Annotated in this window: 13 protein-coding genes; 5 read left to right on the top strand and 8 right to left on the bottom strand. The window is 39.8% G+C overall.

The annotated features are described in order from the left end of the window. Positions 1-63 precede the first annotated feature (63 nt). A complete protein-coding gene (locus G7074_RS15095) occupies positions 64-660 on the top strand; it encodes a GIN domain-containing protein (protein ID WP_166209329.1) in 597 nt (198 codons plus the stop codon). Positions 661-893: 233 nt separating this feature from the next. Here G7074_RS15095 and G7074_RS15090 read toward each other — a convergent pair whose 3' ends face one another. The 8 genes from G7074_RS15090 to G7074_RS15060 all read right to left on the bottom strand — a co-directional run bounded on the left by G7074_RS15090 (position 894) and on the right by G7074_RS15060 (position 10,668). Next, positions 894-1,250 (bottom strand): HipA domain-containing protein, encoded by a 357-nt coding sequence (locus G7074_RS15090; RefSeq protein WP_166209326.1) that lies wholly within the window; start codon positions 1,248-1,250, stop codon positions 894-896. A gap of 27 nt (positions 1,251-1,277) precedes the next feature. Further along, complete coding sequence (locus G7074_RS15085) at positions 1,278-1,598, bottom strand: helix-turn-helix domain-containing protein (protein ID WP_166209323.1); 321 nt, start codon at positions 1,596-1,598, stop codon at positions 1,278-1,280. A 24-nt stretch (positions 1,599-1,622) separates the two neighbouring features. Then, positions 1,623-2,699: a phytase gene (locus tag G7074_RS15080; protein WP_166209320.1), complete on the bottom strand. Its 1,077-nt coding sequence runs from the start codon at positions 2,697-2,699 to the stop codon at positions 1,623-1,625. Between the two features lies 1 nt (position 2,700). After that, a complete protein-coding gene (locus G7074_RS15075; RefSeq protein ID WP_240916317.1) occupies positions 2,701-3,600 on the bottom strand; it encodes a right-handed parallel beta-helix repeat-containing protein in 900 nt (299 codons plus the stop codon). Beyond that, entirely contained in the window at positions 3,510-3,959 is a 450-nt protein-coding gene (locus G7074_RS27240; protein ID WP_240916316.1) for a hypothetical protein, read from the bottom strand. The genes G7074_RS15075 and G7074_RS27240 overlap by 91 nt, the downstream gene beginning before the upstream one ends. Positions 3,960-3,982: 23 nt before the next feature. Continuing rightward, complete coding sequence (locus tag G7074_RS15070; RefSeq protein WP_166209317.1) at positions 3,983-6,757, bottom strand: TonB-dependent receptor; 2,775 nt, start codon at positions 6,755-6,757, stop codon at positions 3,983-3,985. A 261-nt stretch (positions 6,758-7,018) separates the two neighbouring features. Beyond that, positions 7,019-8,623, bottom strand: coding sequence for a tetratricopeptide repeat protein (locus G7074_RS15065; protein ID WP_166209313.1), 1,605 nt, complete (start codon positions 8,621-8,623; stop codon positions 7,019-7,021). 671 nt (positions 8,624-9,294) lie between these two features. Beyond that, on the bottom strand, positions 9,295-10,668 hold the full coding sequence (locus tag G7074_RS15060; RefSeq protein ID WP_166209310.1) for a YeiH family protein: 1,374 nt from the start codon (positions 10,666-10,668) through the stop codon (positions 9,295-9,297). 174 nt (positions 10,669-10,842) lie between these two features. Between G7074_RS15060 and G7074_RS15055 the strand changes: the two genes are divergently transcribed. The 4 genes from G7074_RS15055 to G7074_RS15040 all read left to right on the top strand — a co-directional run bounded on the left by G7074_RS15055 (position 10,843) and on the right by G7074_RS15040 (position 16,148). Next, positions 10,843-11,343 (top strand): sigma-70 family RNA polymerase sigma factor, encoded by a 501-nt coding sequence (locus tag G7074_RS15055; protein ID WP_158674109.1) that lies wholly within the window; start codon positions 10,843-10,845, stop codon positions 11,341-11,343. 67 nt (positions 11,344-11,410) lie between these two features. Beyond that, positions 11,411-12,331, top strand: a complete 921-nt coding sequence (locus G7074_RS15050) for a FecR family protein (RefSeq protein ID WP_166209307.1) — start codon at positions 11,411-11,413, stop codon at positions 12,329-12,331. A gap of 90 nt (positions 12,332-12,421) precedes the next feature. Beyond that, complete coding sequence (locus G7074_RS15045; protein WP_205944061.1) at positions 12,422-15,085, top strand: TonB-dependent receptor; 2,664 nt, start codon at positions 12,422-12,424, stop codon at positions 15,083-15,085. Continuing rightward, complete coding sequence (locus G7074_RS15040) at positions 15,066-16,148, top strand: PepSY domain-containing protein (protein ID WP_166209304.1); 1,083 nt, start codon at positions 15,066-15,068, stop codon at positions 16,146-16,148. The genes G7074_RS15045 and G7074_RS15040 overlap by 20 nt, the downstream gene beginning before the upstream one ends. The last annotated feature ends 83 nt before the right edge of the window (positions 16,149-16,231 follow it).

Genomic DNA, 16,231 nt, shown 5'->3' with positions numbered 1-16,231 from the left:
CCTCTTGCCGTCTTATTATTAAAACATTCACAAAATATTCTAAAACTATAAAACGAAAATATTATGAAAACTTCATTCTCAACCCTAGCAAAATCATTAATGGCAGCTGTTGTTTTAAGCACTTCAATCTTCTCTACAACTGTTATGGCTACCGAAAAACAACCTGTTAAAATCTCTGCTCCAAAAAACTTCGATAAAGTTGTAGTGAGCGGAAATGTAGAAGTAACCCTGATCCAAAACGGAATTGAAGGCATTAGCTATGCTGATGACAATAGCGGAAAAGTAAAAGTGATCCAGGACGGAACAGCTTTAAAAATTACCTCGGCAGATAACCAGGTAGCTAAAGTTACTGTTTATGTAAAAAACATTTACCGCGTAATGGCATCTGATGATGCAGTTGTAAAAACAACAGGTAAATTAAATGTAACTAACCTTCAGGTATTTTTAAGCGGAAATGCAGTAGCGAAAATCGACTCGAAAACTGAAAGCTTGTACACCGTTATTGCAGACCATGCAGATTTAAAATTAAGTGGAACAACTCAAAACCATAGCCTGGTAATGGGAAGCACACCAAAATTAAACTTAGATCGTTTTGCAGCTCTAAACACAGAAATGAACACTCCGGAAGCTGCCCAAAGAACTGCAGCTTTAGCAAAATAATTACCCGAAGATTTAATAACAAAAAAGCGGCCTTGGCCCATTCATGGTCGGAAGATTTTTCTTCCGACTTTTCACTTTAAGTGGCCCGGCCTTCATAAACAACTAACTACCACACATCTACCTCACTCTCCTCGCTTGTCTTTACACAACTCAACAACTGACAATCAATACGATAAGGCCATTTTTAAAGATCATAACATTAGCATAAAACAGCTGTTAGAAAAGTATCTAAATTATTTCAGCAGGTTCCTACGTTTATTATAATGCAGCAGATATGTTTTTTGCTGCTGCGGGGCAAGATATGAACTCTCAATTAACACTGAAACCTTATCCTGTCTTAGTAAAAACGGGGCTATTAACACTTCTCTCCGTTTCTCTGAAATTCCCAATCTTCTACCAAACTCAAGAAAATCGAGTGCATTCGGCGAATTATTTATTTTCCACTTTCCTGATCTGAAATCATCGGCAAAAAGCCCACCCTCGAGTGCAAAATCTGGATAGTCAACATGTATCCTGGTATTCAAAAGATCATAGGCTGGGCTAAGTGTGAAATCACCGTGAGTAGTTTCCAACAACCCAAAATTTTTCAAATGAGCATCCCTATTTGAAAAAAGATTTTAGCTCGCCTCATGATCTATTTCCGATATATTTTTAACTACAGCACGAAGTTCCATACCTAGTATATCCAATATCCGACTAACAACGTCTACACCAGGATTCACTTTTCCCAATTCTATCTCACGCAATGTAGTGGGACTGACCTCTGCAATTGCGGATAATCGAGACTGTGTGAGCCCTAACTCTTTTCTTCTTTTTTTAATAACCGAACCCAGTGAAATCGACATCATTCTGTTCTTTACAACATAAAAAACACAAAAAACAACATAAAAATGTTGTTTTTTGTGTAATTCACGATTACAGGTTATTAATTCACGCATAAAACAACAGTATACTGTTGCATGTTACGGGTTTACAGTTAAATTATTACCCGCGATATCTTCCCAGCGGTAAAAATGAAAAGTTTTATCATCGCTCATCGCTACTAGCAACCCATGTTTAAAGTCACTATTTAAAGGTACCGATACCACATCAATTCCGTCGGTTTGGTTAGCCGCGTATTTGATAGTGGCCAATAATGGGTGCTGATTAGGTGCACCCGCTTTACCTTCCCTGTTGTAAACTTTTAACTGCCTGGCTCCCTGATCAGAAACCAATACATAACCTTTGTTTTCGGCAGTTTTATAAATGGCTATGCCTTCATTGTCCACCGCAAAGTCGTCCTGACCAAATAGTGCAAGTTCCTTGTTCCCTTTAGCCGGATCTGCGTAATATTTACGTACGCCAAACTGCTCATCGCAATAGTATACATAGCCCAGTTCATTATCAACGGCAATGGCTTCGATTTCTTTTTTGCCACTGTAGTTCCCAAATTTCCTTACCAAATCGGCTTTAACATGCCCATTGCCATCGTCGGTTAATAAGTATTGCCAAAGGTAACCTCCAGCTTTCGGACCAGTTTTACGGCCAACAATTGCATATATTTTTCCGTCAGGGTCTGTGTACATCGATATGCCCATCAAATCGCGGAACTCTGCACCTGTTTCCCCAACAAAAACCGGAATACCCCCATTGTCTACCGGTTTCATATCCGGAAGAGAGTAAATTCTGAGCTTATGACTCAATCTTTCAGTAGTTACGGCAATATCAGTTTTTTTCCCTCCAAGATTTAATCCGTAAGCAATATCCACATTATCGGGCCTTTGCAAACCTTTAACAGTTTTCGATTTGATGATTTTTCCTTTCAGATCAAAAACATACAAACCTCCGTTTGCATCTTTATCGGTACCAATTACCAAAGATTGTGAGGCATCTGCCGGGTTAACCCAAATGGCAGGATCATCGGTATCAAAATCAACCGGTTCGGAAACATAAAGCGGCTTTACCGCAGTGCTATCAGCTTTTTGTGCAATTCCGTTGCAAGAAAAGCAAAGTGTTAAAATTGCAATTGCTGCAACGGGTATAATAATTCTATTCTTCATTTTAAATTTTAGTACCGTAAGCACCTACAAAAGTAGATGGTGCCGGTGAAATATAAGTAATACCATTTTTCATTACGATGCCAGCCGCGTGGTGGCGGGTAAAATTAGTAATCCCTTTACCCAAAGCTGGCGAATTGCCCTGTAAATGAAAATCCCAGGCGGTGTTGAAATCTGCATTGTTAACTGCGGTATTTAATGGGTAGTTAACAAATTTTGGATCGTTAGCGCCAGCAGCTGTGCCAATCACATCATTTTTCCCAGCAATAATATCTCCTGTTGGTTGAAACTGGTTAACCGTAGCCTGGTCGTATCCATAATACCAGTTATTGCTGTAAGCAGAACGGGCGTCTTCTGGTTTTTTCGGATCCCTTTTTACACCAAAACGGGTATTGGCAAAAAGGTTATTGTATAAATCTGCACGCACTGTACTTTCCAACCAAATTGAACCACCCTTTGCTGTTGGTCTTCTCCAACCGGTGTTAACCATCGTATTGTTATAGGCTATAATGTAAGTTTGTGGTGTTTTATCGCCGGTATTTGATAGTTTTAGTGCATTGGTATTGGTGCTGTAAACCAGGTTGTAGGCAATATCTGCTAAACATCCCGATTTAAAGTTCATGGCCTCACCACCAGTTACCCCTGTAGTGTAAAACACATTATTGGCAAAAATTATTCTTCCACCCTCAATATAAGTACAATCTTCCTGCAGGTTCCTGAATATACTGTTCTGCACTACCAGTCTTCCTTTTGCATTGGCGAACCAGAGTGCCGGAAGGTTTTCGCCTGCTACAGCTTTGTAAAGTCCCATTTTTACTGAAGTTGAAGCATCGGAAGTGGTAGAGCCACCATATTCAATAATGGCGTGATCGAGCACCAGCTCCTCGCAGGTTGGCCCAGCCAAAATTCCCCCCAAAGTTTGCCGAATTTCTTTTGAGCCGTTTTATAAAACTCATTTACGGTAAACTTGATTGGATTCTCTGCCGTTCCTAATGCGTATAAATTACCTTTTACAATAATTTCGGGTTTAGCAATGGTATCCATTAAAACCGTAACGCCTTCTTCAATGGTAAGCGATTTCCCTTCGGGAATAATGATATCGCCTTTAATTACCTGGGTACTCCCCTTTGCCCAAATGCCCGAAACTTCTCCAATGGCCGAACCGTCTACGGCAGTAGCATCAACATCAATATTGGCTTTTTCACATCCTGCCAGAGCCAGCAAGGCAAGCACAAGTAGTTTAAAAATCTGATTTGATTTCATGTCTTTATCTTTTTAAAATTCAATTAATTAAACTTATATCTGAAGCCAACTAAATAGTTCTGGCCATAATAATCACTTCGAATTAAGGTGTTACCATCTTTCACCAAATCTTCGTTGATATTGTCGTTCTTCGGATTGGTACCTTTGATGAATAATTTTGTTGGCGTATTTAAGATATTATTGGCTTTCACAAAAATGCTGATACCACCTTTAAATCTTTTCTCAACCGAAGCATCCATTTGAATGAAACCTTTCTGCCACAAATCGTTATTTAAGAATTGCGAAACGGTGTTAATACGTGAACCGGTGTAAGCAGCTGCAAGCTGTGCATCCCAGCCTTTTTTGGTGTCTTTAAATAATACTGATAAGTTGGCTATATGCTCTGACTGACCGTAAAGCGGACGTTCCTGATCAACAGAAAGTGCCTGAATGTCGCCAGTTGAATTGATTGTTCTTGTTGTTTTTGGTGTTACAATACGAGAGTGGGTATAGGTGTAATTTGCCTTAATACCGATTTTACTGAAATACTTGATATAATCTACTTCTGCACCATAGTTATTGGCTGTACCAAAATTGCCTGGTGTGTAGTATATATCCTGTCCACGAACGGCATCTGCCTGGAAAGTGTATTCGATTGGATTTTTGATCCGCTTATAGAAAGCACCGATTAACAACTGTTCAGATGCACCTGGAAAAAGTTCGTAACGTAAATCAAAGTTATCGGCCAGAGCGCGTTGTAAGTTTGGATTGCCACGTTCCTGAAACTCCTCGTTGATCACTTTACCAGGAACAATTTCGTAAAAACCCGGGCGGTTCAAAGCTTTGTAGTATGAGGCGTGCAACTGTGCCTTATCACTTAAAAAATACTTAGCAGTTAAACTTGGTAAAACATCGGTGTAAACCTGGTTTCCTTTCGGATAAGTTTCTCCCGCTGGGAAAAGCAGATTATAGCCTTGATTAGTATGCTCTACACGGGCACCTCCAATGAGTTCAAGTTTAGCCGAGCTATATTTAAACATACCGTAACCTGCAGCAATTTTTTCAGATGCATCATAAGTAAGGGAGTTGGCCACAGCACCTGCTGGATTGCTTACTATCAAACTTAAATCTGTATAACTCTGAAAATCTACACCGTACAATTTCTTAGCATCATTGGCATTTGGTGCCAGATTATAATTATTAAAGAAACTGCTTCTCTGTTTATCGCGGTATAAACCGCCAGCCATGATATCGAGTTTATTTTCACCCAATGTAAAGCGGTAAGTAAGATCAAGATAACCAGCTAAATCCTCATCGGTATTGCGTTCCCAACGGCGCGTAACCGGATTGGTATTCACCAAACTTGTACGCTTGCGCTGAAAATTTTGTTCTACTCCATTTAAGCTAATACTGGTGTTTTCGGGCACGTCGTTTTTAGCGGATGAATAAACTGCCGACCATTGTACCTTGAATTTATCATCAAAAAACTTATGATCTCCGTGCAGGGTACTGTTGTAAATTTGCTGCTCTGTTAAACGGCTACGAGTATCATAAACTAGCTCTGCATTACCCGCTGTAGGGTTGTAAACGCCATTGTATGTTGTGCTCACTGCATCTCTAAGTTGCTGATTTTTTAAATTAACATACACATTGTAAAGGCTTAACTGATGGTTTTTGTTAAACGAATAATCAACCTTTCCATGTAAACCTGTACGCTGCTGTTGTTCCGAAAACTCACGGTAGCTTTTGCTTGTAATTACCGCATAAGCATCTGTTCCCGCTACTGCATTATTGTAAAATGTACTGTTACTACCGCGATAAGTATTTTGATAACTTCCGGCCAGAACGACGCCAAGTTTATTATCTAAAAACCTTTGGCTTATTGATAAACTTCCAATTAAATTAGGCGCAGGGCTTTTGTATTTATAATCAAGAGTTCCTTTGGTAAAATCGTTTTGTGTAGCATTATAGTTTTTCCCGTTTAACTCATAAGGTGATTTATACTGAATATCTGATGAATTGAAACTGGCAAATTTCCGGTCTATAAACAATTGGCTGTAACCCGATGAAATATTGGTATTTACCTGAAACTTACCGGGTGCGTTTTTCATTACCATGTTAATGGCACCACCAATGGCATCACCTTCCAGGTTTGGCGTTAGGGTTTTGTAAACTTCTAAACGGTCTAATAAATCGGCCGGGAATAAATCGAGCGGTACGTAACGGTATTTATTATCCGGACTTGGAATTTTTACCCCGTTAACCAGGGTATAGTTGTACCTTTTATCCATCCCACGTAATATGGCGTACTGACCGTCGCCATTGCTATTGCGTTCGATAGAGACTCCAGAAACGCGCTGGGTGATGTTCGCCACCGTTAAATCAGGAGAAATTTCTATGGCTCTTCCTGATACGATGTTCATGATTTGGGTAGAATTTTTCTCCAAACGGCGCGCGCCCTGGTCTGTAGAAGCTACAGCATTGGTTTTGATTGTGATCTCATCAAGACTTTTTGAATCACTTTCCATATAAAACTTTAAGTGTTCATTGTCTTCTTTTTCTACCGCGATGGTTTTGGTGATGGTTTTGTAAGTAATGTAACTTACACTGATTTTAGCAGAACCGGTTGATACACCTTTGAACTCAAAAGTACCATCGAGTCCGGTGTTGGTTACCCGTTTAGGGTTTTCGAGCACCACCGTTGCGCCAACTATAGCCTCACCGGTTTGCTTATCGTAAACGTGCCCTTTTATTTTTGTAGCATTGGCTGTGCCTGCACAAAAAACAAGAAAAAACAGAATTTGTAAAAGTTTGTTCATTTTGTTTGGTATTGTCTTTTTTTTATCGACGGGGCAAAGATGTATACGCCAAATTATACCCCAAAATTATGTGGGTTACATAAAGGCAACACCGTTACAAAAGGCATAAACCAAAAAGCAACACAAATACACAACAAACTAATAATGAACGTATTAAACACTAACAGAAACGCCATTATGCTTTTATTACCGTTACATTAACAAATTGTTAAGCAGGTAACTGCGCACTAAAATTTGTTTTTTAGCCTTCTGATGTAACGGCTAAAGGGCCTGTATAAAAGCCGATAAATTATCGCCCTGGGCTAAGTTCAACTTCTTTCTTAACCTATACCTGGAAACCCTCAGGCTATCGGTAGAAATTCCCAGTAAAGTGGCAATATCGGCTGAGTCGAGATTCATTTTAAGTAAAGCAATTAGGCGCATATCAGCCGAGGTAAGTTCAATGCTGAACTTTTTAAGCTGCTCGAGAAACTGATGGTGCACCTGCTCAAAAGCCTGCGTAAATTCTTTCCAGTTGCGTTCGTGGTTAAAACTTTGGTTAATTTCGGTAAGGATCTGATTCATTTGCCTTTTCTGATCGCGTTTATCGTCTTTTACCATAGCCTGCAAGGTATTGCGCAGGTTTTCGAGGAATTGATTGTGCTTAATCAGATTTAAAGTATGCGTAGAGAGCTCTCGACTCTTCACTTCTAGCTGTTGTTTAAGATGCTGCTCTTCGAGCTGCAGGTTTTTAAGTTCTAAACTCGTTAAATCATGCTGAATATCTTTCTGTCTGGCCAGCATTTGCTGGTCTTTTAACTTTAAACGTTGCCTGCTAAAAATAACAAAAGCTAAAACGACGGTTAACAGCACCACAATGGTGGCTGAAAATGCAATAATCCGGTTTATTTTTTTATCGTTCTGCAGCCTGGTAATCTCATCCGATTTTTTATTGATATCGTACAGCACCTGCAGAAAAGCAACCTGACGAGCACCATCTTCCGAGTATAAATCGATGGTATATTTATAGCCCAGCTTAACATAATGGTAGGCACTATCCATCTGGTTCATTAACTCGTATGCTTTGCCCAAATCCCTGCAACAAGATGCCAGCTGATAGATATTGCCCAGTTTATCGGCAAGTTTCATGGCTTTTTGTGTTTCTGCAACACTTGCCTGGTATTTGCCTGTTTTACGCAAAATATCGCCCAGGTTATTAATTACCTCTATGCTGCCCAGTTCGTTATGATCTTTTTGATATAAATCCAGCGATTTTTTGAAATGCTGATAAGCCAGATCGTATTTTTCAAGGTCTTCGTAAATACTACCTAAGTTTTCGTAAATTTTAGCAGCGCCACTAATATCGCTCGTTCGCTCATTAGCTTTTAAAGCCAGGTTCTGGTAATAAAAAGCACTGTCATACCGGGTACGTTTTTCGTAAAGCTGACCAATCTGACCAAAAATAGCTGCCTGTCCTTTTACATTGTGCTCTTTTTTATAAATGCTTAAAGCCAGCAAATAATTCTTCATGGCTTTGTCGGGCTGCTTAATGTAGTAGTATAATACGCCAATGTCGCTCAGGTTTGCAGCCAGCAATAAAGGTTTATCATTACTGTTGAATATTTTTTCGGCCTTTAAAAAAAAATCGAGTGCCTGCCTGAAATGTCCCTGCCGGTAACAGACCTTACCCATTTGCTGTAAACATTTCCCTTCTAAAATCGCATCGTTGTTTTCTATAGACTGGGCATAAATCTTCTTGAGTTCAATAAGCGATTCGATTGGCTTTTTCGATTGATGGTCAAAAAATAGCTCCAGTTCCTTTTCCTGCGCAGTGGCAGTAAAACATAACTGGAAGAATATCAGGATTGCACAAACATATCTCATCATGCCTAAAAATAATTTTCAGCAAAGAAAGAGCGTAAAGATTAAGTTAATGTTAAGCAGAGAAGCAAAACTTATGATTTCTTTATTAATTATTAATATGAAAGTAATTTTCGCTTAAGGCTTTAGCAAAACTAGATATCTGACAATTCTCGTTTGCGATTTTTTACAGTGAAACGAGGCGGAGATTTATACGCGAAACTGTATTTTTTAATTCAAAGAACCGCATAAGGTTCTATCCTTGTAATAAAGACATAATTTCGGTATTGTTGAACTAAATTTTATTGTATAGTGTCTTACGAACCCGATAGATCGTATTTCCAGAAGAATAAATACATTAATTCAATTACCAGAAAAAAAAGATGTAATCTTTATGACAGATATTAAGAAGGAGTACCGTCAGGATTTGAGTAATTTTATTGTAGGAGAGACATTAACTGTTAGCGATGGAAAAGTTGTGATTGGAAAAAACCTTTATAAAAGATGGCTTCACAAAATTAGAACCAGAGGTTTTGATTATGATGTAAAGTTTATATAATGGCAATAGAAGATCAATTTCAGGCAATAAATAAACTTCGTTTCAGCCCATATCAAAATAGATCGAAAAATTTAGATACAGAAAAAGCGACCAAGGTCGCTTTTTCTGTATCTATTTTGAAATAAATTCTAAACTCTTTCTACTTAAAATCCGGCACTGGAAATATATAGCCTCCAAACAAAATATAAGCCCACAGCAAAGTCCAGAATATATTAAACAGCTGTGCCACAACAAAAGTCATAGCTGGTCTTCCACCCTGTAGTTTCACCAGTGAAGAAAATTTAGCTTCCATGCCGATAGAGATAAACGCTACTGCAAACCAAATTGTGCGTAAACCATTTAACGTAGGTGCTACACTTTTTGCTGTAGCAGGCGAAAGTAGAAAAGAAAATATGAGCGAGGCCGCAATAAAACCCAATACAAATTTCGGGAAACGTTCCCACACAATTTTAAGCCCAGGGCTTTCGACCTTAATTTGTACACCGCCCGCCTCATCTTTCGGCTTTTTATAAGCCCACCATATCGCGATAAAAAATGCGGCTACTCCAATAAATACATTTTGCGAGAATTTAGCAATTACTCCTGCTTTGACTGCTATTGGCCCCACCAAATCTCCGGCTGCTGTTACTGTAGCCGTTGTATCGAGCGTTCCGCCCAACCAGGCCCCTCCTATTATTTCAGGAATATGAAAATATTTTACTGCCCAGGGCTGGATTACCATCATAGGGATGGCCATAATAAGCACCAGGGTAGTTACATAAGATAATTTACGTTTATCACCATTGATTGCACCAGCAGCAACAATAGCTGCCGAAACGCCGCAAATAGACACTGCCGAGGCCAGTATAATCCCGAATTCATCGTCTACTTTTAACCTGCGACTTAGCCACAAAGAAAAAAACCATACCGCGCTCACTACTATAATGGCTTGTACAATACCGGGCAGGCCCGCCTTAACTAAATCGGCCGATAAAATAGTTGTACCCAATATTACCAATCCTGTTTTGATATAAAATTCAGAGCGTACGGCTTCTTTCAACCAGCTTGGCAGCTTGATCAGGTTACCCATTAATATGCCAATCAGCAGGGCAAAAACCACATATTCTAAGCCATAATAGGATACGCTCTTGTTACCGCCAATAATAAAAGAAATAATGGCTAAAAAGTAAATCAGTGAAAATCCAGCAGCAAACCTAACCACATTACCTCCTGAAAGCGCAATGGCAATACCTGCAAGAGCCAGAAATACCAGGCCGGTTTCGATAATCAACAATAAATTGCCTGCTGATAAAATTTTGTTCAACAGATCGTCGGTACTTGCCCATTTAAATACGGGTAAAGTAATGGCTGTACCTGCAGTAGTTAAATAAAGTACCGCAGCAATAATAGCCGACCCTAAAATTACGGCCCACCAATCTTCGGTTAAAGCCTTTAAAAATGTTTTTTTGTTTGGTGTGATCTCCGCATCCGTTAAAGCTCCGGTAATGACTGAAGCGCTGTTTTCTGTCGACATAAATAGGTTTACGCTGAAATATCTGATTAAAATTTTAAATATATGATTTATAGTTTTTTTATAGTGATCTGCTTTGCAAATTTCTTAATACATGATTTTTCCCACAACAAATTTAATTCGTTATTTGTAACAAGTCTAAATAAGATTATATTTGCAACATATCCTTATTTTGACATGAAAAATCGCGAATTTGTAGGTTTCTTTAATCTCCACTGGGCCAAAGTGTATGGCCTCGCGCTTTCCATGTGTGGTAACCAAGCAGCAGCAAAAGATATATGTCAGGATATATTTCTTTCTATCTGGACCAGGGGTTTAATTTTTGACAATGAGCTGGAAGCATCAAAATACCTGGCCCGATCTACCAAATACCAGATATTAAATCACTTCCGGAACAAAAAGAATCAGGAAGATGTTACCGACATCAACTATAACGATTTTATAGAAATTAGCAGGTATAATCCTGAATCGATCTTACTGGATAAGGAACTTTCTTTACAATTCGAAATGGTGATTGCCAGACTTGAAGAACCTTCGAAAAGCATTTTTATGCTCAGCCGTGAGCAGAACCTCACTTATAAACAAATTGCCGACGAAATGGGCATTGCCGTAAAAACAGTCGAAAAACACATTTCAAGAGCCTTAAAAGAGCTAAAAAGCTCACTTCATCCAGCCTGATTTTTTACTAATAAAATATTTTTTGCTTTTTGCGTAGGGTACTGTGCCTTTCATGGTAGTTATTAATATGGAAGATATTAATGGCGAGCTACTGGAAAAATATGCACAAGCAAAATGTACTCCCTTAGAGCGCATGCAGGTAGAGGCCTGGCTTGAACTGGAAGATTTCCCTGCATTCCTGGCCGTTGAACAGGAGCAAGTAAAACCAGAAATCCTTTCTGCTCTACAAGAAAAAATGCAACCTCGCCCAAAAAAGTTCCGGCTAACCTGGAGGGTATACAGTTCTATTGCTGCAGCTACAGTACTTGCACTGGGTTTCCTGCTATTGAACAGAACACAATCCCTTCCGCAAAACATTGTTTTTAATGCGCCATACGGGCAGCCCACCTTAATTACCTTACCCGATAGTAGCAAGATCGAGCTTCAACCCGGAAGCCGCATTGCCTATCCCAGCAAGTTTACCGGAAAAACCCGTCCTGTAACCCTGCTTTCTGGCGAAGTATTTTTTGTGGTTAAGCACGATGCCTCAAAACCCTTTTTGGTAAAAAGTGCCAATAGCGAAATTAAAGTGCTGGGTACACGTTTCAATGTACGCAATCTAAAATCTGCAACATTAATGGAGGTTACCCTTACTCAGGGAAAAATTAGTTTCAAGGCTAAAAACAGCCCAGAAACTATCCTTTTGCCAGGAGAACGTCTTTTTTTTAACAAAACGCAGCAACGCACTGGCGAGGTTACCAAAGTAGATACAAATGCCGTTACAGCCTGGAAATCAGGACTAATTAAATTCAGTGACACGCCTATGCCACAGGTATTGGAAACTCTCGAAAACAGATATGGTTTACGTTTTAAAGTGAGCTGCACACTCAATGATCCGATTAGCGGAAAATTCGAAAAACAAAGCGTTAGCCAGGTTTTACAACTGATACAACGGGCCTCAGATTACCGCTTCAGAAATGCAGGAAAATATATTGAAATCTATAAATAAAATTAAAACAACAAACTACCGGAAGTGCGCCAACACCCCGATAGTTAATATTACCATCAATTCTCACAATCAATGATCAATTACAAATTTATGAATTTTAAGCCTATTCTAGTAGGCTGTGTCCTTTTACTGTGTTGTTTACTCTTTAATACAGGTTACGCTCAAAATACACCGGTTACCATTAGTCCACGAACCTTAAAAGTTAAGGCGGTTATGGAGCAACTGGAAAAAAAAGCTGGACTCAACTTTATTTATAGCGGATTAAGCGCCGAGCTTGATAAAACCATTACTTTAAGTCCATCGGCCAATACCGTTAGTGAAGTGTTAACCGAACTTTCTAAAAAAAGCGGTTTGGCTTTTACTGCCAGCGGGAAAGATGTTACCATTAAAATCCAGCTTAGAGGAGAAGTGAGGGGAAAAGTAACTACAGCCGAAGGCAAGCCAGCACAGTTCGTAACCGTTAGTATCGATCGTACGCGCAACACCGTTGTAGATGCAGATGGAAATTACCGCATTAAGGATGTTCCTGCCGGCAGGCATACCCTATCAGTAAGTTATATTGGCCTGGAAAGTCAATCGAAAGAAATTACTGTAGAGGGCGATGCCAACCTAAGAGAAAATTTTACCCTAAGAGAAAGTAATTCGCAACTGGATGAAGTGGTAATTAATGGTGGTGAAACCAACCGTTTTTCGGTAAAAAAGACCACCACAGCAGCTAAAATGCCTTTAGCTAATCTCGATAATCCACAGGTTTATACTACCATTCCAAAAACCTTGTTAAACGAACAAATGATTACCGATTTTAGTTACGCACTTAAAAACTCGCCGGGCGTGTATAAAATCCAGGGATCGCGTGGTATCAATACTGATGGTGCTTCTTATTACAGCATGCGCGGTTTTAGAACCGAAGCAGCTTTGGTAGATGGACTCCCAGCGCAAACCAATGGCGAAATCGATCCTTCTAACATTGAGCGGGTAGAGCTGATTAAAGGCCCATCAGGAACTCTTTTTGGCGGAGCTGTTATTTCTTTCGGCGGGTTGATTAACATTGTAACCAAAAAACCTATTGATACGGCAGGTGGCGAAATTAATTACTTAACCGGTAGTTTCGGATTAAACAGATTAACCGCCGATGTTTACGGCCCAGCCAAAAAAAGTTCTAAACTTTTGTTTAGAATGAATGCCGCATACCAATATCAAGGCAGTTTTCAGGATGCAGGTTTCAGAAGATCAACATTTTTCGCTCCATCGGTTGAATACCGTGCAAATGACAGGTTAACCCTTAGCCTGAATGCCGGCTTTTTACAAACCGAGGCTACCAGCCCATCTGTAATCTTTTTAAACCGGGTAAGAAAATTTATAGCTACAACCCCACAAGAACTAAATTTTGACTGGAAAAGATCTTATTCATCTAACGATCTGACTATGAAAAACCCAACAGTAAATATTAAAGCTCAGGCCAATTATAAAATTTCTGAAAACTGGCGTTCGCAAACTATTTACTCCAACAACTCCCGAAAATCAGACGGGTTCTATCAATACCAGTTTATTAGAGGCGCAACCAGCGATGAGATGCTCGAACGTAATATTAGTCTTCAAAATTCAACGAATACTGCAAGCGATATCCAGCAGAACTTTATTGGCGACTTTAAAGTGTTAGGATTAAGAAACAGGTTGGTAGTTGGTCTCGATTACCTGAGTCAAACCATTAACAACGACAATTCGCCCTATATTGTGTTCGATAATGTAAGCGGACTGAATCCATCAGATGCCAATTATGTTAAAATTTCTAAATCGGCCGTTGAAGCCAGACTTGCAGCAAGTACCGCAGCGCCGACTAAAAACACCACCAAAAGCTACATTTATAGCGTTTATGCTTCTGATGTACTGAACATTACCGACCGTTTACTGGCCATGTTAAGTTTACGTGTGGATCGTTTTCAAAATAAAGGAACCCTAAACCAGGCGACCAACACGATTGTAGTAAACAGCCAGTATATGCAAACAGCTGTTTCGCCAAAGCTGGGGTTGGTATATCACATCATTAAAGATCAGGTGTCGGTATTTGGAAATTACATGAATGGCTTTGCCAATGTTGCCCCGGTAACCCAGCCTGAAGGTGCTGGTGTTTCGGGTACTTTTAAACCACAACATGCCAACCAGTTTGAAGGTGGTGTAAAAGCCGATCTTTTTAACGGAAAACTGAGCTTTACCGCTAGTGTATACCACATCAAGGTTGAAAACCTGACCCGACCAGAAGATTTAATGGTTAACGGGGTTAATTATAACATTACCGTACAAAACGGAACCCAGCGCAGTAAAGGTGTAGAACTCGAACTGATTACCAACCCGCTGCCAGGTTTAAACATTATTGCCGGTTATAGCTACAACGACAGTAAGCTTACCAAAGCTACGGCTGCCCTTGAAGGAAGAAGACCAGCCTCGGCAGGGCCAGCAACACTGATCAATAGCTGGATTAGCTATAAACTACCAGTTGGTAACCTTAAAGGCCTTGGGCTTGGCCTGGGCACCAATTATGTAGGCGATCACCTTACTTCAAATGCGTTGGCAACCGGCATATTCACGCTTCCGTCTTATGTAATGATTAATGCTACGGCTTTCTATGATACGGGGAAATATCGTTTAGGAATCAAGGTTGATAACCTGAGCAATCAATTATATTTTACAGGCCAGGGTACCTTAACTGCCCAAATGCCACGAGCTTTTGTAGCCAATGTTTCGTATAAATTTTAAAAAAGCGCTCTATCAATTACATCTCTGGCTCGGACTCTGCTCCGGGCTGGTGGTGTTTATATTGGGCATTACCGGTTCTATATACGCTTTCGCTGATGAGCTTAAAGCAGTGCTTTACCGCGACCGTTTGTACGTTGAAGTGCCTGCTGGTGCAAAACCAAAATCTTTTGATGAGTTACTTAATGTAGCTCAGGCTAAACTGGGGAGCAAGAAAAAAATCTCGAGGGTAGAAATCCAGACTGCTCCGAACCGCAGCTATATGTTCAGGTCGTTAAAATCTGGCGTATATTTCGAGAAAGTTTATGTAGATCCTTACACTGCGCGTGTGGTTTTTCATGAGGATGCCAACTGCGAGTTTTTCAACGTTGTTTTATCGCTGCACCGCACGCTTTTACTGGGCGATAAGGTTGGCCATTTTATTATCCGTTGGTCGGTTGTCTGTTTTGTTTTCCTGTTATTATCGGGCATAGTACTTTGGTGGCCAACCAAATGGAAAGCAAACGTGCTAAAGGCAAAGTTTAAAGTTAAATGGAATACCAAAAAGAAACGTTTGAACTACGATTTGCATCAGGTTTTCGGCTTTTATGCCTTTATTGCCCTGTTGATTATTGCCCTTACCGGCCTGATGTGGTCGTTTGATCTGGTTGCAGAAAAGAAAACAAAATTGACCTCTGATACCAAGCGAACCACGGTAGCGGCATCAAATAACCAGATCTTATCGAAAGTTGTTTCTTTTAACACCAGGGCCGCGTATTACCTCATCAATATTCCCGCAGCCAAAAGTGGTACTGTAAATGTATCGGCTTACCTCGATCCCGACAAAATACACCAGCGCATACAGTATCGTTTCGACCGTTATAGCGGCAAGCTGCTCTTACAAGGAAAAACCTTTGAAACCCTGTCGCTAAGCGATCAGATTAAAAGCTTAAACTATGATTTGCACACCGGAAGCGTAATGGGAATTTTGGGGAAAATAATTGCTTTTATTGCGGGACTAATTGCCGCCTCACTGCCCGTAACCGGCTTTTTAATGTGGTTGTGGAGAGGTAAAAAACAACACTAAAAATCGGTTTATAAAGAAGCAAAATCACCTTAACCTAAAGAACATCAAAAAATGTGACATGAAATATTCAAATAACGGTTTAA

This window comes from Pedobacter sp. HDW13 (assembly GCF_011303555.1).
Taxonomy (GTDB): Bacteria; Bacteroidota; Bacteroidia; order Sphingobacteriales; family Sphingobacteriaceae; genus Pedobacter.
The sequence above is the reverse complement of the archived record's forward strand: the minus strand, read 5'-3'. Positions and strand labels throughout refer to the sequence as shown.

Excerpts from the sequence above, each read along its gene's own strand:
- G7074_RS15045 (WP_205944061.1), top strand. The coding sequence starts at position 12,422 with ATGAATTTTAAGCCTATTCTAGTAGGCTGTGTCCTTTTACTGTGTTGT.
- G7074_RS15040 (WP_166209304.1), top strand. The coding sequence starts at position 15,066 with ATGTTTCGTATAAATTTTAAAAAAGCGCTCTATCAATTACATCTCTGG.
- G7074_RS15085 (WP_166209323.1), bottom strand. The coding sequence starts at position 1,598 with ATGCGTGAATTAATAACCTGTAATCGTGAATTACACAAAAAACAACAT.
- G7074_RS15050 (WP_166209307.1), top strand. The coding sequence starts at position 11,411 with ATGGAAGATATTAATGGCGAGCTACTGGAAAAATATGCACAAGCAAAA.
- G7074_RS15070 (WP_166209317.1), bottom strand. The coding sequence starts at position 6,757 with ATGAACAAACTTTTACAAATTCTGTTTTTTCTTGTTTTTTGTGCAGGC.
- G7074_RS15055 (WP_158674109.1), top strand. The coding sequence starts at position 10,843 with ATGAAAAATCGCGAATTTGTAGGTTTCTTTAATCTCCACTGGGCCAAA.
- G7074_RS15080 (WP_166209320.1), bottom strand. The coding sequence starts at position 2,699 with ATGAAGAATAGAATTATTATACCCGTTGCAGCAATTGCAATTTTAACA.
- G7074_RS27240 (WP_240916316.1), bottom strand. The coding sequence starts at position 3,959 with ATGAAATCAAATCAGATTTTTAAACTACTTGTGCTTGCCTTGCTGGCT.
- G7074_RS15095 (WP_166209329.1), top strand. The coding sequence starts at position 64 with ATGAAAACTTCATTCTCAACCCTAGCAAAATCATTAATGGCAGCTGTT.
- G7074_RS15060 (WP_166209310.1), bottom strand. The coding sequence starts at position 10,668 with ATGTCGACAGAAAACAGCGCTTCAGTCATTACCGGAGCTTTAACGGAT.
- G7074_RS15065 (WP_166209313.1), bottom strand. The coding sequence starts at position 8,623 with ATGATGAGATATGTTTGTGCAATCCTGATATTCTTCCAGTTATGTTTT.